This window comes from Leptodesmis sp. (genome assembly GCF_052746595.1).
Genome location: NZ_JBRAGO010000038.1, coordinates 18,088 through 37,721, shown reverse-complemented (window position 1 = coordinate 37,721; position 19,634 = coordinate 18,088). Strand labels below are relative to the sequence as shown.

22 protein-coding genes are annotated in these 19,634 nt (G+C 49.0%); 12 read left to right on the top strand and 10 right to left on the bottom strand.

The window, feature by feature from the left end:
* Positions 1–103: 103 nt before the first annotated feature.
* From ACUVQO_RS10500 to ACUVQO_RS10490, 3 genes are all read left to right on the top strand, one after another.
* Positions 104–3,070, top strand: coding sequence for a sensor histidine kinase (locus tag ACUVQO_RS10500; RefSeq protein ID WP_445925829.1), 2,967 nt, complete (start codon positions 104–106; stop codon positions 3,068–3,070).
* A 126-nt stretch (positions 3,071–3,196) separates the two neighbouring features.
* On the top strand, positions 3,197–3,499 hold the full coding sequence (locus ACUVQO_RS10495) for a hypothetical protein (protein WP_445925828.1): 303 nt from the start codon (positions 3,197–3,199) through the stop codon (positions 3,497–3,499).
* Between the two features lie 504 nt (positions 3,500–4,003).
* Positions 4,004–4,462, top strand: a complete 459-nt coding sequence (locus tag ACUVQO_RS10490) for a CAAD domain-containing protein (RefSeq protein ID WP_445925827.1) — start codon at positions 4,004–4,006, stop codon at positions 4,460–4,462.
* A 222-nt stretch (positions 4,463–4,684) separates the two neighbouring features.
* On the opposite strand, the gene ACUVQO_RS10485 is transcribed toward ACUVQO_RS10490, so the two are convergent.
* The 5 genes from ACUVQO_RS10485 to ACUVQO_RS10465 all read right to left on the bottom strand — a co-directional run bounded on the left by ACUVQO_RS10485 (position 4,685) and on the right by ACUVQO_RS10465 (position 8,922).
* Positions 4,685–5,674, bottom strand: a complete 990-nt coding sequence (locus tag ACUVQO_RS10485) for a homoserine kinase (protein WP_445925826.1) — start codon at positions 5,672–5,674, stop codon at positions 4,685–4,687.
* A gap of 137 nt (positions 5,675–5,811) precedes the next feature.
* Positions 5,812–6,483, bottom strand: a complete 672-nt coding sequence (locus ACUVQO_RS10480) for a CIA30 family protein (RefSeq protein WP_445925825.1) — start codon at positions 6,481–6,483, stop codon at positions 5,812–5,814.
* A gap of 39 nt (positions 6,484–6,522) precedes the next feature.
* Positions 6,523–7,503 (bottom strand): TIGR04168 family protein, encoded by a 981-nt coding sequence (locus ACUVQO_RS10475; protein WP_445925824.1) that lies wholly within the window; start codon positions 7,501–7,503, stop codon positions 6,523–6,525.
* 80 nt (positions 7,504–7,583) lie between these two features.
* On the bottom strand, positions 7,584–7,949 hold the full coding sequence (locus tag ACUVQO_RS10470) for a hypothetical protein (protein ID WP_445925823.1): 366 nt from the start codon (positions 7,947–7,949) through the stop codon (positions 7,584–7,586).
* Between the two features lie 130 nt (positions 7,950–8,079).
* Positions 8,080–8,922, bottom strand: coding sequence for a DNA adenine methylase (locus ACUVQO_RS10465; protein WP_445925822.1), 843 nt, complete (start codon positions 8,920–8,922; stop codon positions 8,080–8,082).
* Positions 8,923–9,148: 226 nt separating this feature from the next.
* On the opposite strand from ACUVQO_RS10465, the gene ACUVQO_RS10460 reads away from it, so the two are divergent.
* The 9 genes from ACUVQO_RS10460 (at position 9,149) to mutY (ending at position 16,102) form a co-directional block, all read left to right on the top strand.
* The gene (locus ACUVQO_RS10460) at positions 9,149–9,346 is read left to right on the top strand and encodes a DUF751 family protein (RefSeq protein WP_445925821.1); all 198 of its coding nucleotides are present in this window, start codon (positions 9,149–9,151) and stop codon (positions 9,344–9,346) included.
* 104 nt (positions 9,347–9,450) lie between these two features.
* Positions 9,451–9,849: a 30S ribosome-binding factor RbfA gene (gene rbfA, locus ACUVQO_RS10455; protein ID WP_445925820.1), complete on the top strand. Its 399-nt coding sequence runs from the start codon at positions 9,451–9,453 to the stop codon at positions 9,847–9,849.
* 12 nt (positions 9,850–9,861) lie between these two features.
* Positions 9,862–11,514, top strand: a complete 1,653-nt coding sequence (locus ACUVQO_RS10450) for a glycoside hydrolase family 3 N-terminal domain-containing protein (RefSeq protein WP_445925819.1) — start codon at positions 9,862–9,864, stop codon at positions 11,512–11,514.
* A 212-nt stretch (positions 11,515–11,726) separates the two neighbouring features.
* Positions 11,727–12,170, top strand: a complete 444-nt coding sequence (locus tag ACUVQO_RS10445; RefSeq protein ID WP_445925818.1) for a hypothetical protein — start codon at positions 11,727–11,729, stop codon at positions 12,168–12,170.
* 207 nt (positions 12,171–12,377) lie between these two features.
* A complete protein-coding gene (hisH, locus tag ACUVQO_RS10440) occupies positions 12,378–13,034 on the top strand; it encodes an imidazole glycerol phosphate synthase subunit HisH (protein ID WP_445925817.1) in 657 nt (218 codons plus the stop codon).
* A gap of 159 nt (positions 13,035–13,193) precedes the next feature.
* Positions 13,194–13,559: a hypothetical protein gene (locus tag ACUVQO_RS10435; protein ID WP_445925816.1), complete on the top strand. Its 366-nt coding sequence runs from the start codon at positions 13,194–13,196 to the stop codon at positions 13,557–13,559.
* Positions 13,560–13,662: 103 nt separating this feature from the next.
* A complete protein-coding gene (locus tag ACUVQO_RS10430; protein ID WP_445925815.1) occupies positions 13,663–14,331 on the top strand; it encodes a nitroreductase family protein in 669 nt (222 codons plus the stop codon).
* Positions 14,332–14,478: 147 nt separating this feature from the next.
* The gene (locus ACUVQO_RS10425) at positions 14,479–14,814 is read left to right on the top strand and encodes a DUF760 domain-containing protein (protein WP_445925814.1); all 336 of its coding nucleotides are present in this window, start codon (positions 14,479–14,481) and stop codon (positions 14,812–14,814) included.
* 37 nt (positions 14,815–14,851) lie between these two features.
* Positions 14,852–16,102, top strand: coding sequence for an A/G-specific adenine glycosylase (mutY, locus tag ACUVQO_RS10420; RefSeq protein ID WP_445925813.1), 1,251 nt, complete (start codon positions 14,852–14,854; stop codon positions 16,100–16,102).
* 960 nt (positions 16,103–17,062) lie between these two features.
* Here mutY and ACUVQO_RS10415 read toward each other — a convergent pair.
* From ACUVQO_RS10415 to ACUVQO_RS10395, 5 genes are all read right to left on the bottom strand, one after another.
* Positions 17,063–17,437: a hypothetical protein gene (locus ACUVQO_RS10415; RefSeq protein ID WP_445925812.1), complete on the bottom strand. Its 375-nt coding sequence runs from the start codon at positions 17,435–17,437 to the stop codon at positions 17,063–17,065.
* Positions 17,438–17,462: 25 nt separating this feature from the next.
* The gene (locus tag ACUVQO_RS10410) at positions 17,463–18,095 is read right to left on the bottom strand and encodes a DUF7689 domain-containing protein (RefSeq protein WP_445925811.1); all 633 of its coding nucleotides are present in this window, start codon (positions 18,093–18,095) and stop codon (positions 17,463–17,465) included.
* A 51-nt stretch (positions 18,096–18,146) separates the two neighbouring features.
* Positions 18,147–18,431 carry a hypothetical protein gene (locus ACUVQO_RS10405; protein WP_445925810.1) on the bottom strand — a complete coding sequence of 95 codons (285 nt, stop codon included), beginning with the start codon at positions 18,429–18,431 and terminating at the stop codon, positions 18,147–18,149.
* Between the two features lie 351 nt (positions 18,432–18,782).
* Complete coding sequence (locus ACUVQO_RS10400) at positions 18,783–19,088, bottom strand: hypothetical protein (RefSeq protein WP_445925809.1); 306 nt, start codon at positions 19,086–19,088, stop codon at positions 18,783–18,785.
* 331 nt (positions 19,089–19,419) lie between these two features.
* On the bottom strand, positions 19,420–19,632 hold the full coding sequence (locus tag ACUVQO_RS10395) for a hypothetical protein (RefSeq protein WP_445925808.1): 213 nt from the start codon (positions 19,630–19,632) through the stop codon (positions 19,420–19,422).
* Between the last annotated feature and the right edge of the window lie 2 nt (positions 19,633–19,634).

Here is a 19,634-nt window from a genome sequence, read left to right as displayed (position 1 = left end):
ATCTTGGGAAGCCCGCACCGTATGCGTAGCATTGGTGTCGGGAGGATGTCACTCTCAAAGGTCGCGAGTAATCTGGGTGGTGTATACATAGCAGTCAATCAAGATGGCAAATGGTGAGCAGGCCGAAACAGCATTACACGGGGGCAATCCTGCAGGGTCTGACTATGCCTCCCGTAGATTTCGCTTATTGATTGAAAACTCCACCGACATTATCGTGATTCTGGATCAGAACGGGGTTTTCCAGTACTGCAGCCCTTCTGCTGAACGAGTCCTCGGCTACCGCTTAGAGGATGTCGAAGGACGACACGCCGCAGAACTTGTCCACCCGGATGACATTCATCTCATTCTGCAGGTTCTGCAAAGCGCCATTCAATCTCCGCGCATTAGCCAGCCCAAAATTGAATATCGGATGCGGCATCTTAACGGCTCCTGGCGTTTTTTTGAAGCGGTGGCGACCAGTTTACTGGATGATCCAGCGATTGGAGGAGTGGTCGTCAATTACCACGATATCACCGATCGCAAAAAAGTTGAAGAAGCACTCAGAGCAGCCAATCGACAAATTTTCAACATCTTAGAAAGCATCACCGATGCATTTCTCTCCCTGGATAATGAGTGGCGGTTGACTTATTTGAATCAACGGGCTGCCCAGCTGATTCGCCGTACCCAAGAAGAGGTTCTCAAACAAAATCTGTGGGAAATTTTTCCCGAATTGGTAGGAACAAGCTTGGAGCGAGAATGCCGTCGTTCTCTGCAACAGCAAACCCCAGCGACATTTGAGGAGTTTTATCCATTTCTGAAAACCTGGTTTGAGGTGAGAATCTTTCCAGCCGCGGAGGGACTGTCAGTTTTCTTTGTGGATATCACCGAGCGCCAGCAAGCCCAGGCAGAACTTTTAGAAATGAGTACAGCGCTGGGTAATGCGGTGGAAGGGATTGCTCGCCTGGATACAGCAGGCCGCTTTATTGCTTTGAACCGAGCTTACGCAGAAGCATTGGGTTATGAGCAGGTAGAAATGATTGGCCTATCGTGGAACCAAACCATTCACCCAGACGATTTGGAGATTATTGCAGCCGCTTACCAACAGATGTTGGAAGATGGCAAAGCGGAAGCAGAAGTCCGCGCTCTCCGTAAGGATGGGTCTATCTTCTACAACGAAGTGGTCATCGTGGCGGCTTACGATTGGTACGACCAGTTTCTGGGACATCACTGTTTCACACGGGATATTACTGAACGGAAAATGGCTGAAGCAGCCCTGCGGCAACAAGCCGAGCGGGAACGCCTGATGGCTGGATTAGCCAAGCTGTCGGCTGGGATCGCTCACCGCATCCGACAATCCCTGAATTTTACAGAAATTCTGAATACGACGGTTTCTGAAGTGCGGCAGTTTTTGAATGTTGATCGGGTCGTCATTTATTGCTGCAATGCCAACGGCGATCGCACCGTAATGGCTGAATCTGTTGAACCAGGTTGTCGCTCTATTCTGGGCTTAAAGCGGCAGGATCATCCCATTGAGCAGCAACATAATGCTTACCGTCAGGGAAAGCCTTTAGTGGTGGATGATGTCCAGCAATTAGCAGACTTCACCCAATTTCAGCAGGCTATGCGTGAGCTTCAGGTACAGGCATTTCTGTCTGTTCCGATTCTGCATGGGAATCAGCTCTGGGGAATGCTGGTTGCCCATCAATGCAGCACCCCTCGTCACTGGGAATCTTATGAGATCGGGTTATTAGAACAACTGGCCACTCAAGTCGCGATCGCCATTCAACAGTCAGAACTTTACGGCCAGGTACAGCGACTCAACACCAATCTGGAGATACAGGTGCAGGAACGCACCACTCAGTTGCAGCAAGCCCTGCATTACGAGGCCATGCTGAAGCGGATTACAGACTCTGTACGCGATAGTTTAGATGAGGATCAGATCCTGCAAAATGCGGTACAAGAATTGGCTTTAGGACTGGATGTAGAGGGCTGCAATACGGCCATGTACGACCTGGAGCAGAAAACTTCAACCATTCGCTATGAATACATTTGCACCGGGATTCTGCCAGCCAAAGGAACCTGTATTTCCATGTCAGAAAATCCCGATCAGTATGCTCAGTTGCTTCAGGGCCAGTATTTCCAGTTCTGCCCGGTGATCCCCACTCCATTGCGTTCTTCTCCTCGCAAAGTGGCCTGTTTGGTCTGTCCGATCGTGGATGATCAATCCGTCATGGGGGATTTGTGGCTGTTTAAGGAGGCCAGCGAGGCATTTACAGAATTAGAAATTCGTCTGGTGCAGCAGGTTGCTAACCAATGTGCAATCGCCATCCGTCAGGCACGGTTGTATCAGGCAACCCAGGCTCAGGTTACAGCCCTGGAAGAACTTAACTTGCTTAAGGATGACTTTCTCAGCACCGTTTCTCATGAACTGCGAACCCCTATGTCTAACATGAAAATGGCAATTCACATGCTGCAAAACATAAATTCGCCAGAACGCCAGCAGCAGTATCTCAACATTCTGCAGGCCGAGTGTGTTCGGGAAATTGAATTGATCAACGACTTGCTGGATTTACAGCGATTAGAAGCCTCTTTCTACTCCCTTTCACCCGTAGTAGTGGACTTGCAATCCTGCATCATGAATCTGATCGAGCCGTTTCAGGCCCGTGCCCGCGATCGCCAGCAGCATCTGCGGATCGAGCTATCTCCTGATCTACCCCCGATTACGACAGACCGCAACACCCTGGAGCGAATCATTGCAGAACTGCTAAATAACGCCTGCAAATACACTTCTCCCACAGGAGAGATCGTCTTAAGCATTCAGGAGAACAATCCAGCCCAAACAGCCGGGATTACCATGACCATCCGTAATCAGGCAGAAATTCCATCCGCAGAATTGTCAAGAATATTTGACAAATTCTACCGGGTTCCCAATGGCGATCGGTGGAAGCAAGGGGGGACAGGCCTAGGACTGGCCCTGGTACAACGCATGGTAACGGAGTTAGGTGGCACCATTCAAGTTACCAGCCATCAGGGTTGGACAACCTTTACAGTACAACTTTCGCCCCTGATCATCCCATTAACTAAAGGATAATTCCCCATTTACGTATTTTTCCTCAGAGAACTGCAAGGGGGGAATTAAAGATCCTGAGTTTATACCGTAGGGATTTATGGTCAGGTTCCAGTTAAATCAAGTCATAATCTTCCAGAAGGAATTTATATGGCTTTAGAGCTGACAGATAATGACCTGCTCATCCTTGAGGTACTCCGCCTGGAGCGCTTTCGCTCCTATTTTCTAGATACCCTACCCTTATGCTTCCTGTTTCTGGATCGCAGCTACACGCTGGCCATTCACTGCTCCGAACCCTGGCTGGTGGATGATTTAATCGCCCAAGTCGATCATCTCTGCCGCTATGCCTGGATCATCGTGGGTGCCTATGAAATTTCCATCTGGTATGCCCAGGAAGAAATTTACACCACCCGTACTCATGCCTTACCCCAACCAGCCAAACAGGTGCGCTAGTCCCGTGCATAGTGAGATACAGTTTCTACATATTTTTTACATATAATTAATCCTGGTTGCCTATGAGAGCAAATATAGTCCCCTGAAGCAGTCTGGCACCTCCAGCGATCGTAGTCATCACCATAAGTAAAAATAATTGCTAACAGATAGGTTCTCCACAGGTGATCGATATTTCGCTTAAAGGTACAATTCAGCGACTTGATCAGTAAGCTGAATCTTGTCCAAGTCCAGAACCGTAGTTTCTCTGATCGGAAAACGACCGTTCTCTAGCTGGGCTTGGTTTAGACCTGTCCTAACAACTTGCAGATTTCTTATAGCGTCACAGCAGCCATTTACATCTGGGTTCAGATAGGGTACATATCTATCTGACCTATACCTATCCCAAGGTTGTTGTTAGGCATTACAAGGTTGACCAGAATAGTCTCGTTACTACTCTAGGTTCTGATTGCTGGCTCATATTTTGCTTACCAGCGTTGCTCAGATTGTTACTCCCAGGTTATGACTATGAATCCTGAAGTTAAAGATACCGAAACTCATAAGACTAGCTCTACCGACTTTGCAGAGCCGCAGTCAACGGCCACGGGTAACAGTAGTGAACCGCTGCTGTTGCCTCCCACAAACCAGACAAACCAGACCAGTGAGCAATTGCGGCAGATTGGAGAACGTATTTACAAGTTCCTGTCCGGCTTGCCCGAATATCTGGGAGACTTCTTTGGCGAATACAAACGGCCTCTCGTCACCTTAGGGCTAATCTTTGGTGGCATTATTGCTGTGAAGATGACTCTGGCCCTGCTAGATGCCGTGGATGATATCCCCTTACTGGCTCCCTCGCTACAGCTAATTGGCTTGGGATATAGCACCTGGTTTGTCTACCGCTATTTACTGCGAGCTTCTAACCGCCAGGAGTTAGCGCAAGAAATAGACGAAATTAAGAACCAGATTGTTGGTAAGTTGCCGAAGTAGAAAGGCAGAAGAATCGTCATTAGTCATGGGTCATTGCTCATTAGGGAGCAGGTGTTTACAAAAGACAAATGACTAATGACATTCTCATCTATTTGACCGCATCGTCCCCCCTACTTTCATTTCTAGTAATTACATGAGGTCAAATTGGGTGGATAGGGCAACATCAGTTGCATCCCGGCCATATCGGATCAGTAGATTTCATATGGATAAGTGGATTTCATATTAAAACAGTTGCCATTCTGGCGATCGCAGCATTTTTAAATGGGCCAGTCGGTGCTGGAAAAAGCCATCATCTAGACGGCTATAATCGTGCAGCAGAGCGTGATTAAGACAAATCGCCCAAGCCCAAACATGAGCAGCCTGAGTAAAGGCTTGCAGGGCTGCTGTTTCGTACTCCAGCAACGGTTCTACAGACTGATAGCCGCTGATAAAGGCATCCCGGGTTTTGGCGCCCAAGCCGCATTGCAACGCCACCTGTTCAAACTTGGCAATCTCGAAAATGCGCCATCCATAGCCGCACTGGTCAAAATCAAACAGGGTAATCTGGTTATCCTCTGTGAAATGGACATTACCACTGTGCGGATCGCCCCAGCAAATTCCCCACAGGGGCGGCTCTTTGGGAAAGTCTTGAAGTTGAAATTTGACGCAGCCGATCGCGTCGCTCAAATCGGCCAGGTAATCCGGCTTATTGTGCAGAAAAGGGGCGATGACTTGAAACGAATCATCCAGCAGATATTCCAGGGTGAGCGGTTGGCGATCGACCGGGCAGCAGAAGGTCTGAGCCGTTTGATGTAACTTGGCCACTGTTTCCCCCAGCCGATAACTCTGAGTCGGATTCATATCGCCTAATGCGATTCTGCCTGGTGCGTAAATAAAAAGACTGGCATAGCGTTTTCCTTCCAGCGCATTAATTTCGATCCACAAATATCCGTCCTGGGTTCGCAGGGGATAGGCAACAGGAATGCAACGTTCACGCAAGAAGTCTAACAGTTCCAGTTCAAACTGGATGTCAGATTGGGTGCGCCAGTGGGAATGGGAAACCCGCAGAATATACTGCTGCCCACCTGCCGTCACCACATACACATCACTCAATCCCCGGTGCCAGAATTGACACTCCGTGACCTCACCGATCGCATAACGAGTTAGCACCTTATCCGCCAAAGCACGACTGGAAAGGGCTGAGTAGACGACTGGAAAGAAACCGTCAGTCATGAGCTATCTCATTCACGGAATCAGCAGTTGACCTGAGAGAATAACCTGACACCAACCACTTTACTGCCAAATTTTGGGATTTTTAGCTGATCGTCAGAGCTTGATGACTTACGGTTTGTAACAAAAAGCGAAAAATTCTAATACACGGAGATCGATCGCACCTGCAGGCGAAACTCTCCCGGTTGAAAGTGAGGATTGAGTGCACCATCGTATTCAAACTTGCTCAACATCAGCTGCAGGGAGCGAATTTTGGAAACATTGAGCGATCGTCCCGTGTTCACGGTTCTAGCACGAAACACTGGCACCAGCAAGTTAAATGGAATCCGCACCGTCGTCCACTGCTCCGCGATCGTATCGAAAGAATAGGAAAAAGCCACACTGTCCCAGGAATTTTCATCCCGCACCAGGAACTTGTAGCGCTGCCCATCTCCTTTCACCTGCAACTCAATGCCTGCCTGACTCGATAAATCTAAAGGCGGCTCAAAGTTACGGGTACGAACCGAGGCAAAGCCCCCCGAATTGGCCGTTGACACATTGCCGGTAAAGACTGCTACTCCATCCTGAAACTGTAAGGAACTGGCACTCACACCACCCATCACTACATCATCCAGTGCTCCCCAGGTTTGACTGAGGGTGGGGGAGGGGTGGCTGAAATCAAAAATTACTCCCGCCTGGGGTTGGGGAGGTGGAGGAGGGGCGAAACCAAAGAACATTTTTTGTACCCAACTAATAACAGGAATGGTCTCAAAATAATTTAGAGTTTGCAAAAATCGTCCCACATCCCAGGGTTGGCGAGTCGGTTCAGCCATTGTTTATCCCGCTCCTTGTTAACGCCGCATAGTCTGATTTTAGTTAGACAGGAGGTGGATAGGTGGATAGGTGGATGGATGAGTTTTGGTAGCCCGATCGCGCTCCGGTTCCGGCACAGGTTGATGATACAACACCTGCTCTGAAATCACTGCGTAGGTTTGATCCACCCAAACCAGAGAGGCTTGCAGAACCGTTTGGTGCTGCAGATAAACCAGGGAGAAGTTCCGTCGCCAACCGTCTTCAGTGAAAATGATCCGGGGAACGCTGGCGGCATTCAGATAAACTGTGCCTTCAGGACTGGTTGCAAGTGGTGTGCGGAGCAGATGCTTAGTATGCCGCAGACTGTGATGCATGTGGCCGAATGTGACCAGGGGAATGGTTTTACCCAGTTGTCGAGTTTGAGCGATCGCGTCAGCAAAGTCTGGATCGCCGTGATCACCTCCCAGAGGTTGCCAGTCTCTGCCACAGGGGTCTTCCGGGCGATCACCCAAGCCCAATGGCCCACAGTGACCAATGAAGATTACCGTATCACTTGCCGCTTGTCTGGCAGCTTCGACGATGCGGCGGATGGATTCTGCAAAGCTGGTGATCCCATAGCGCTGCCGATAAAATTCGGTATACTTCCATTCTGAACCGCCCCAACTAAAGGGCCGTGCCCCTACAACAGTGAGTCTCAGATCGGGAAAATCTAATTTGCCGTAGCCCACATGAGCCTCACCCAGTAAATCCAGTTGTTGCTGTACCCGGTCTTCTACCGTGCAATCGTAGGGACACTTCTTACGGCCCCAGTCTGTTGCGGTATACCAGGCATCATGATTGCCCAGAACAGCCGCTTTGGGAAGAGAAAGGGAGGCGATCGCACTCACCACAGATAGAGATTCGTTGCCAAAATCTCCCACAAACAGCACCAAGTCAATGCCCAAGTGTTGTAAGATTAATTCGTCTTCTGCATCCCACTGATCATGCACATCTCCCACCACGGCAATTTTAATTATTGACTCTGAAGCTATCTTTACCATGCCTGACTTTCTCCTAACTCCTTCTAGCATAAAGGCAGGTGTTGGAAACGAGTAGCTTCAGAAAGAGGGGAAGCGATCAATCAGACCATCCCAAGTTGCTTTAGAACAAGCTCCCGTGTTCGATCGGATAGCTTATCTAGTGCGATTTGCTGAGCTTCATCAATTAATCCTTCCTTGTACATTAATTCCATCATCGTTTGAAACAAAATGTTTTCCACTTTTCTAGCTTGCTCTGCTAACCAGAGATGAGTTTCGGCATCGGCTGGAAACTGCTCAATGCAATTCATTGTGTATTGACGAAAAGCTCTGACTTGACGTAGCAATCGAGCAACATACCCTGGACATTCACAGGCAATCACTTCTGCTGCTCTGCAAATTTCTACTAGCAATTCACCCAACACATCATCGGGGACGTCGTTTAAGGTAATTGCCTTTAAATTCGACATACTTCTGCTTCCTGGATAAGGCTTTATAGTAATCTAGCTTACACTACTTCCAAAACCATCAGGCGGATGAATGATGTGCAACTGATTTTTTCGATGTATAATTTACTAGTTCGTTTAACGATGTAATCTTTTATCTTGCTTCTACTGAATAAGACGTAATCACCAACTCAGGAATTTTTCCCCGGCGGTTGGCATTGGAGTTGATCGATCGCGCTGCCAGAATGGGGTGTAAATAAAAGTCCCGATAGAGATTGCGAACAAACGGACAGTCAGAGTTGGATACCATCACCTGCACGCCGCGTCTGGCTAATTCAACTACCGTATCTCGCAGCCGAACCTGATCCTGCGGCTTGAAGCCATGGCGGTTGTAGGCCGTAAAGTTGCTAGTACTGCTGATGGGATAGTACGGCGGGTCGAAGTAGACAAAATCCTGGTTACTGTTGGCGTATTCCAGAACCGTTTCAAAGGGGGCAACAGCAATTTCTGCGTTCTGTAGGGCGATCGCCGCTGCATACAGCAGTTCCGGGTCAAAGATACCGGGATTTTTGTAGCGGCCTATTGGGACATTAAATTGTCCTCTGGAATTTTCTCGGTACAGGCCGTTAAAACAGGTTTTGTTGAGATAAATCATACGGGCTGCCCGTTCCACAGCAGAAGTGCAGGTAGAGCCCCGGATGAAATAGTAATACTGCTGGCAATGACGATCGCGATGGTCTCGCAGCCGTTGGATTAATTCATCCACCCGATCGCGCACACAACAGTAAACATTCACCAACTCTGGATTGATATCCAGCAGGACAGCCCTTTGAGGTAAAAGATGAAAAAAAATTGCTCCACCGCCCAGAAATGGCTCATAATAAGTCGCAAATTTCTGGGGGAAGTAGTGAGAATATTGGGGAATTAACTTGGTCTTTCCTCCCGCCCACTTTAAAAAGGGACGAGGAGCGATCGGTTCCAGAAGTTGAGACTGCATCTATTTATTGAGGCTGCTTCTAAACCAAATCCAGCTAAAACAAGGTCATTTGCTCCTAAGAGAATCCAGTTCTGGACTTAGACAAGCTGTATTCATCATAGAAGCGATTTCTTCAGTCGAAAAAGTTTCTGACGGTCGCGGGTCTGTCTCTTACCCTAAAATCTAAAACAGGTTAAACAATACCTTGAGCGGGTGTAACCTCCCAACCCTTTTGGTGAACTGAATCATGCAAAACTTCTGGAATACGATTTCTAAATATCCTGTTTTTGTGCTGGGTGCTATTCTGGGGGTTTTTCTCAATGCTGCTAAACCCCTGATTCCCTTGTTTAAGAACCCCGTCACCGCGATCGCCCTCGTTGGAGCCTTCACTGCCGGGTTCGCCTTTATCACCTTTACTTTACGGGGTATGTTAGGACTTCAGTAGTTCCCTGGACTCCCTCCTTGCGTGCCCTGGGAGAAAAGATTCCAGCACCTCATTCTCTATCTCTATACAATCTAAAATCCATTCACTGGATGGGAGCATTCGTTATGGCTACAAGTCGTCGGGTTGCCCGCGTATCTGAGTTAATTAAGCGAGAAGTCAGCCAGATGTTGTTGACAGACATCAAAGATGACCGGGTGGGAGCCGGAATGGTCAGTGTGACGGATGTAGACGTATCTGGCGACTTGCAACACGCCAAAATTTTTGTCAGCATTTACGGGACTCCAGAAGCCAAAGCTGAAACTATGGCAGGTCTTAAGGCGGCAGCCGGGTTTGTGCGTAGTGAACTGGGTCAGCGAATTCGTCTGCGCCGCACTCCGGAGATTGTGTTTCTGGAAGATAATTCCCTGGAACGGGGCGATCGTATCCTATCCCTACTGAACCGCCTGAGCCAGGAACGGGAAGCGAATGGAGAGCAAGAAGCCGAGGAAGCCGGAGAAGAGTGAAGGGGTGATGAGATGATGCTTCCCTCCCTTCCCGACCTCCACACCCTGTCTTTAGCTGCCCAAGTTGCCCAGATGATCGTCGTGCGGGCTTCGGGTTATTTGTTTGATCAGCAAATTCGTTATCCCCAGTGGGAGGCTCCCGCCAAAACCCTACAAACGTGGATCCAGGTGTGGGGCGTAGGAGGAGTGATTTTGTTGGGAGGAAGTGCCCCGGAGGTGGCGCTGCGAATTCAGCAACTGCAAGAGTGGGCACCAATTCCCCTGTTAGTGGCGGCAGATGTAGAAGAGGGAATTGGCCAACGATTTGCGGGGGCCACCTGGTTTCCTCCTCCCATGGCTCTCGCCGCGATCGCCCAAGACAGACCCGCTGTGGCTCGATCGTATACCGAACAGATGGGCGCGATTACCGCTCAGGAGGCGCAGGCGATCGGGCTGAACTGGATCCTGGCTCCCGTTACCGATGTCAACAATAATCCCAGCAATCCGGTAATCAATATCCGTGCCTTTGGAGAAACTCCGGCAGTGGTTACGGATCTGATCACAGCCTTTATTCAGGGCACCCAGGCGCATCCCGTTTTAACGACGGCCAAACACTTTCCGGGTCATGGCGATACGGCTGTCGATTCTCATCTGCAATTGCCTATCCTGCCCCATTCCCTTGAACGCTTGCGCCAGTTGGAATTTCCGCCGTTTCAAGCCGCGATCGCAGCGGGAGTGGATGCAGTAATGACCGCCCATCTGCAAATTCCCGCCCTGGACTCCACGTATCCGGCCACCCTGTCGCATCAAATTTTGACCAACGAATTGCGGCAAACCTTGGGATTTAACGGCCTGATTGTCACTGATGCTCTGATTATGGGGGCGATCGCGGATCATTTTGGAGCCAATGAAGCCGCTGTGTTAGCGGTGGAAGCTGGAGCTGATCTTCTGCTGATGCCTGCAGATCCGGTAGGAGCAATTCACGCCATTTGTCAGGCTGTGGAAACAGGTCGCCTGACCCCAGAACGAATTCAAGCCTCGGTGGAACGCATCTGGCAGGCGAAACAGAAAGCTTGTGCCGCCCATGCAGACTCTCAACTTCCCCACGCGTGGGAACAACTTCCGCCAACTGTACAGCCACAGGAACTGATCACTCATCTTGCTCAACCAGGAGCGATCGCCCTGGTCGATCGGATTCTGGAAGACTCTGCAAAGGCTCACCAACCGATTCTGTCCCGACTCAACCAGGCTGACCAACCCAGCGATCGCCGCAACCTGATCCTGGTTGACAACTTGCTGAACTGCAAAGAACTGGGCCACTATACCCCGGCTGTCAAAATCCCGGAGGCTCTGGGCTATTCTCTGCATCTAGTCGATCGCCATACGCCATGCCATTCCTTAGAGTCCTCTCATTTGCCCTGGCAACCCACCCTGTTGCAACTCTTCATTCGAGGCAATCCTTTTCGTAGCAGTGCTGGTCTGACTCAAATGGCTCAGGAGTGGCTGACATTTTTAATCCAATCAGAGCAATTGCAAGCCTTAATCCTTTACGGCAGTCCCTACACCCTGGCTCAATTCCTGCCCCTGCTGCCCCCCGATGTTCCCTATGTATTTACGTATGGGCAAACAGATCAGGCACAGGCGATCGCATTGAAGGCGCTGTTTGGGAGTGAAATTAGCACTTAAACCAAGTTCAGCTAGAGAACGGTGATTTTCCTATCAGAAAGACTACGGTTCCGGACTTGGACAAGGTGTAAATTGGATGCAAAAATGTAGAACAGGCAGAACCGACAGTGTTAAACTCTGGCGGTAAACTGCTTTATTCGTCTATGCCTGCAATCATTCACCCTATTCCAGTCATTTCTATTAAATCTATTAGGCTACTTTCTTGCCTCACCGTGACCAGTGGAGGTTTGATGATCAGCGGCTGGCTAGATTCTCCCAGTTTGGCCCAAGAGGCGGCCCCAAACCCATCTCCGCTTGCAGTTGGGCTGGTTGTGGACGGGCAATCGCAGTTAAATACAGCCAGGATTACGAATATTGAATATCGCGGGGAATGTCCGGGCCGCAAGGCTGGCACTGTTCCCGCCCGTTTTATGTCTACCGCAACTCTGCCGGCTCCGGGTCGGCGCGTTATTGTCCGGAATGTGTCTTTAGGTGTGCGAGATAATCCCTTTCCTTTTACTGATCGCGATTACAGCCAGGGTCGTTCCTCGGAAGCAACTCTCCTAGCCTACGGCACTAAACAGGAATTGAAAACTTTTAGTGTGATTCCAGGCGTGAATAGTTTTGAATATGAGATCAAGCAGGGCGATCGGGTGATTGATAAAGGAAATTTCTAGGCTACGATTCAATTTCAACAGGAGGCCGAGCGGCGATGGGCAGATTGCAATCGCGAGCAATATTGTACAGATGGGAAACCCCTGGATAAATGTGCAGAGCGAAATTTGAGATATCGCATTAAGTGTACATGTCCGGGAGGCCGCACGTTTTATCGATATTAGTGATCGATATTCAGCCTGGAAAGGTTAATAAGAGAAGGTAGAAAAATGCCAAGAATTGCCGTCGTGGATTATGATATGGGAAATTTACACTCTGCCTGTAAAGGGCTGGAAAACGCCGGAGCTATCCCCCACGTCACTGATTCCGCAACTGAGTTAGAGCAAGCAGATGCGATTGTGTTGCCGGGGGTTGGCTCCTTTGATCCCGCCATGCAACATCTGCGAGCGCGTCAATTAGAAGCCCCCATTAAGCAGGCAATCGCTGAGGGCAAGCCGTTTCTGGGAATTTGCTTAGGGTTGCAAATTCTATTTGAGTCCAGTGAAGAAGGGCAGGAACCTGGACTGGCCGTAATTCCAGGTGCAGTCAAGCGGTTTGAGCCAGAACCGGAGATTGCGATTCCTCACATGGGCTGGAATCAGTTGCAGTATACTCAACCGGACTGTCCTCTGTGGCAGCATCTTCCCCCCAATCCCTGGGTATATTTCGTCCACTCCTACTACGTGGAACCCAGCAATCCCTCAGTTCGAGCTGCCAATATTACTCACGGTAGCCAGACCGTGACCGCCGCGATCGCCCACGACAACTTGATGGCTGTCCAATTCCACCCCGAAAAGTCTTCCACTGCGGGACTACAGATTCTGTCGAATTTCGTTCAATTTGTTACCACGCAGCAACGATCCAATTATCTTTCAATAACTTCCTAATCCAGTTCATCGCCTGAAAATTGAAAGATTGTGACTTATGTTCCTGTTAATTCGAGATTTTGAGTAGAAAATATAGAAGAGTGTGCAGCTAGGGCAATGAAATTGCGTCGAAATTGCGTCTGAATATGCTGATTTCCCTACGCTTCCAAGATTTTTCTTATGAACCGATCTGACTCGTTCTGTACTGATTTGCACCCCGGCTCTTTGGCAACATTTGGTTCACCTGCTCACCCAACCGCTAGGCTACATTCTGCCTACCATTTCTACGCATCCTGCGATCGCGACACTCAGGGCTTGTTACGGAACTGTACCTGGGGATTTATCACCAAATCCGATTTCTTAACGCTTCTGATTAAGTGTCCCAGTACTGAGGTTTATTGGCACATCCTCACCAGTTTGAGCATCCTGGCAGACCGAATAGCCCCCTTTTCCTACCAGGCTCGCATTCGGATCTATTCTCCCTTGGGTCAGGGAGCGCCTCTGGAAATCGGAGTCGAGGAAATCACGGCCCACTTAGGACGGTAATCCCAGACACTCAAATGGAAATCTCTGTTACATCTTGCGGCCAATGTACCGTTTGCGACTAGCATAGGGTTTGCAATTCACGCATTGGTGTTGGAGAAAAAGGATGACAGTCGATTTGCAACCTACTTTTGGTCTGAAGGATTCCATTGAGCGTCGTCGGGCGGCTCGGGCCTTTCGTCCGGATGCGATCCCGGATGTCATCCTGGCAGAAATTTTGCGTCTGGGGATGCGATCGCCCTCTGGCTATAACCTGCAACCTTGGCGCTTTATCATTCTGCGGGAACCAGACAGTAAGGAAAAGCTAAAAGCCTGTGCCTTTAACCAACCCCAGATTACCCAGGCTCCGGTCGTCCTGATTTGCTGTGGCGATCGCACTGTTGGGCGATCGGACTACGTTGAGTCTCTCATCACAATGGGCATGGAACAGGGAGCCATCAATGAGGCTTATGCAGATGTGATGCGACAGCAAATTCCCGCCTTGTTTGAGAACCATCCTTCTTTTGGGACGATCGAAGCCTGGACAAATCGCCATACCATGCTGGCCGTCGCCCACTTAATGATTGTCGCCAAAAGTTTTGGGGTAGACAGTTGCCCCATGGAAGGCTTCTCCACGGCTCAGGTCAAGGAAACATTCAAGATCCCTGATTCCGTTGATGTTTGCTGTCTGCTTTGCCTGGGCTATGCCACCGAACCCTTCAAGAAATTTGGCGGACGGTTCAGCTACGAACAAGTTTGCTTTGCCGAAACTTATGGACATGCGTTTTTGTTGTGAGCGCACTTAGTATGGCAAGGGACATAGGACAACAGAGGGCAGACATTACCCATAAGCAGGTTCGGTTCTGCCCACTTCGACTTCCTCAGGGAGGTTGCTAAATTAGGTTTATAGAGATGTTGCAGCCGTTCGATCGAGGTTCCTACTGTGAACAACCAAAATCAAACTCCGGAATTTTTGGCCCATGGAACTGAGACAGGAAATAGTCTGCTCCAATATGTGCAGTCCCTCAGTCCTGAAACTGTAACTCAATTGTCCAAGCCTGCTTCCAACGAAGTGTTCCAGGTGATGGAGCGGAACATTGTTGGATTGCTGGGTGGTCTACCCTCTGAACACTTCGATATTACTGTTACGACAACTCGTGAAAATTTAGGTCGTCTGCTAGCCTCAGCGATGATGAGTGGTTATTTTCTTCGCAACGCCGAACAGCGCATGGCCTTTGAGAAATCATTTGCGATCGCTGACTCAAATCCGGCAGAATAGGCAACCAGATCCTTTCATCTGGAACCTACGCTGCTTTGTGAGACAACCTCCTGATAAAAGTAGTTACCTGAAAGCTACAAACTCGGTGAGTGAGAAAATTTCTTCACCGAGTTTTTCCATATCTCCTATCCCATCCCATCCCGACGTTTCAACAAAACGTCTCTATCAATCCCCACTCCCCAGTTCCCGATCTCCAATCCCTGATTCCCTCCCCTCCCTCCGCTCTTCCCTCTTCACCTGGTACTACCAGCATGGCCGAGATCTACCCTGGCGACACAGCCGCGATCCTTATGCCATCTGGATTTCGGAGATTATGTTACAGCAAACCCAGGTGAAAACTGTACTGCCCTATTACGATCGCTGGCTGACCCAATTTCCTACCCTGCAGTCCCTGGCTGCAGCTGATCAGCAGCAGGTGCTCAAACTCTGGCAGGGACTGGGATATTATGCCCGTGCGCGCAATCTACACCGGGCCGCTCAAGAGATTGTCAGTCACCATGATGGTGTGTTTCCCGACGATTTAAAGACGGTGATGAGTCTGCCAGGAATTGGCCGCACCACAGCAGGAGGAATTTTAAGTGCAGCATTTAACCAACCCGTTGCCATTCTGGATGGTAATGTGAAGCGGGTACTGGCACGGTTAATTGCCCTGCAGGTGCCTCCCATGAAGGCGATCTCCCAACTTTGGCAACTGTCCGAAGCTTTGCTAGATCCCATTCATCCTCGTGACTTTAACCAGGCGCTTATGGATTTGGGTGCCACGGTCTGTCTGCCCCGTCAACCCAACTGTCAAGTCTGCCCCTGGCAATCTCACTGTTGTGCTTTTCATTCAGGTATACAGAACCAACTTCCTATGACCGAAACTCGTTCGCCCCTTCCTCGTAAAGTGATTGGTGTTGCCGTGATCTGGAACGACCAGCAACAAATTCTTATCGATCGCCGCCGTCAGGAAGGCTTACTAGGTGGCTTGTGGGAATTTCCTGGTGGCAAAGTAGAGCCGGACGAAACGATTGCAGCCTGCATCCAGCGAGAAATTCGAGAAGAACTGGGAATTGAGATTGCGGTGGGCGATCGGCTGATTACGGTAGAACACACTTACAGCCACTTCCACGTTAGCCTCAATGTGCATCATTGCCAGTATGTCAGTGGCGAACCCCAACCAATTGAATGTGACGAGGTGCGCTGGGTTACCCTGGCTGAGATCGATCAATACCCCTTTCCCAAGGCTAACGTCGAGATTATCAAGGCACTTCGAGAGGGTTCTACACCGGGCGCAATTCCTGGGTAAGGATCATCGTCCGTATTCACCCAGGTGCCAACAAAATCTTGAAGGGTCACATTCACAGCACTGAATAAACTACTTGTCTTCCCAAAGAAGCGATCGCACTCCTCACTACCACACGATTCTGAGTTGATTTGGAGAGATGAGCGATCGCCCTTTTTCTCGTTTCAAAACCTGCGATCGCATTCCTGTTAAATTGATCAGTTAAATTGATCAGCTCAACAGAATTTCATCTCCTGTTTGATTTGGGCGATCGCCTGTCCATAAAATCATCCATCTATTGCTGAGGACGGATAGGTGGGTAGAGCGATCTCTTATGATTCTCTATCTCGTATGATTTTCTATCTCGGTGCTCACTCTCCAAAACTATCATTTGTTTTTTTGGAAATGTGAGTGATCACTGTTTCACAAAGTTATATCAATTTACTGAAATTGGGGGATTTTTACTCAGACATCTGGCGGCAATCGACTTCACCTTCCAAACACAACTGCTATACGGTGGTGGACCGACGGAACTGGCTGAGCGAAGTTTCAGCTGATTCCGGTAGGTTGCCAAATCTCGCTGAGTTTTTGTGTAAGCAGCGTCATCATACTCCACGTACCCGCTACCTTTACTTTTGTAAAAGATAGAGGCATCTGAAGACTCTAAAGCAGCAGAGGAATCTCCCTGCACGTCAAACCAGATGACTCTTCGCACAGGACTCAGGAAAAGAGTTCGACATAGACTGGCTCGTTGGCCTGACGCAGAGAATCGAGAACGTCAGCCCAAACAACCGAGCGGGGGATTGCCAGATCTAACTGGCCAGAGCGACCACCTTGGAAGTTCACCGTAACCGCTCTTGACGGTATTTCTCTTGGTCTGGCTTCGAGAGTTTCCCTCGGTGAAGACAGGTTACTAATTGCATCGACAAGTGCATTTGGTCTAGCCATTCTTAAATACCTCCTGGCACTGATTGCATAACTGCTCTAGTTCTCTACCTTTGCAAGATATTTCAAGATCAGTTCTGATTTTTGCTGCTCACTCAAAAACTGCGGCATTCTTTCTCTAGCAAACATCAGTCTTTCAGCAGTGGGAAGATTTTGTTCTTCTGATCTGAACTGTTCGAGGTCAGAACCAGCAATTTCTAGGGCTGCCTGATTCATGAAAAATACACCAGCGGATATTTTTTCAAGAATTAACGGAAGTGCTTCCTTACCAAGTTGCACAATTTGACGATAAGGTTCATTCTCGATGTAATCTTTGGGTCTAGAGCTAAATTGAATCCTTGGGTTTTGAATTTCCCTTTCCCAAGCAGCATAAAGCTCGTCAAATCTTTCTCTTACGTTGTTTGAATCGGACATAATCTACCCTCCCAGAAAATAATCTCTAAGCAAAGTCCAAGTTGGCATTAGGATCGGCTTTTTCGTAGCATTTGATAATGTCCCCATAAGAGCCACCCTCCATCTGCCTTCTGTCATGCACAATCCGCTCCGCTCCACCGCATTTACTTTCATGCCAGTCGCAATCAACAGTCTCCCGCGAGCCATGAGTACAATTATTGGGGTCGCGGTTTATGGCATAGAGCGCTACCTTGCGCTTCTTGTACTCAGGAGCGCAGTTGGCGGCAACCGACCATCCGTAAGAGGCATAAAAGGTATCAAAAGCAGCAACAGTATCTCCTGGCCAGATCCACTGATTGGTAATTCCCACACTCCAGGCAATACAGTTATAACTTCCAGGTATCGATGAACCTCCTGTTGCTGGAGCGGTGATGTTGAAAACTTGCAGGTTGGGAAACCACTTTCTGAACCTTGTTTTTTGTTCGGCGGATGGGGGTGAGCCGATCGGCAGGCTAGTATGACAAGCTGTGTGCGCTTGCATATAATTCAATTGCTGCTTCAGGGAGTAAATCTGGGGGCGATCATCACTGTAAATCCCCAAGATATCCCGCTTAATTGAAAGGGGAGCAGCTTTGCCAAGATAGTTGGTGACTATTGTCCGCAAACTTAAAGTTGTCATGATCAACTCTCTACTTCAACAACATCTGACAAAACCAATTAACATCAAATATTAAATGGCAACTACATTTGAGCCAATGTTATTGGCGAAGCGTGTCATCATTCTGGCAGGAACAACATTAGAGTTGTTATCCATAATTGTTCCAGTATTGACTGGATTTCTATTTGGACAATTAGCATCAGCGTATTCGTCAGCTAGCCCAAAGAAGTGACCGCACTCATGAGCCGCTACAGCACCAGTATCATTAGTGTCCCAAAGCCCAGTATTGCTGCGGCAAAACTCTCCTGCGGGACATTGACGAACTCTCACCGCATGATGCTCATTTGAGTCACCCATTGAACCTCAAACGTCAGGGGACAAGTCATTTCACCTGAGTGTCCAACTCCCCAGCGATCGCTCCAGGTTGTTTGAATCCCATTCCTCCAAGTGTTTCTTAACGTATTCATCGTGGCGTCGGATATGCCAGCGTCGGGATTCAACCTAATCCTAATAATGATGTGGGACCAAGTTTGTTCAAATGCTGCTGTCCCACCATAAATACATTCCGAGAAGTTAAACCGATGCTCCTGACGTGCTAGAGACACTAGCCTGGAGCGTAAGGAACCCCTGCCAAAAGCTGTGTTGACCGAAAATCCTCCTGTAATATTCCGGTAGCGGCGAGCAACACCTCTAAGACTGATAGCCATGTCAATTTCCTCCCCGTTGCAAAAGTTGTTTAGAGAGTTGGGAAAAGTTATCAATCGCTTCAGCCATCGCTGGTGCGATCGGTTTATTTTGACCTTGTCGCTCTTCCTCATCGACTAAGAAATAGAAAGTTGCTTGCTCTCCATCAACCTCAAGGGTGATCGAACCAACCACAGAATCAGGCAAAAATCGAGCCTCTGACCGGGGAACCAAGCTGTCTATGCCTTGCCCAACCTGAGCGAGAAAGCTTTGCACTTCAGCAGGGGCAAATTCTGCCGAAGCTTCTTGGGGCAGGTTGGCTCTCGTCATGCTGCGTGCTGTGGCTAGATTATTGCCAGAGACGCTGAACTCCTCCTCAATTCACCCCTCGGCTGGCATTCCTCCCGAAATGCGATAGGTGACATTGATCCCTACCAAATTCCCTTGGTTGAGACGTTCGCGAAATTTTTGGATCGCTTCAGATTCTCTCGAGTTGTTCATCGTTTTTTCCCTCCCATAATTCACTTGACATCCGATTGGAAACACCATTGAGAAGATCAAGGCTGCCAGGACAATTCTCCCGCTCAAAGTGCGTAGGTAATTAGTTAGTAACTTCAGGTTCTGGAGCATCATTGGTCAGCCTTTCCTTTCACTTTTACGCTTACTGAAGCGCAACCAGAATGGGAATTAGCCCTTTTCCTGCTGCTAGTGGGCGTAAGGCTTTGCCAATAATCGTGCCAAAGGCTTTGGTCGGGTCGGTGGCTTTCATCGCACGACCCGGAGTGGGAGAAGTCGTCAACAAATCGCCTACCTCAATTGCGGCATACTGAGCATCGACTTTGCAGTAAACCTTGCCCATCAAGGCGATCGGCATCC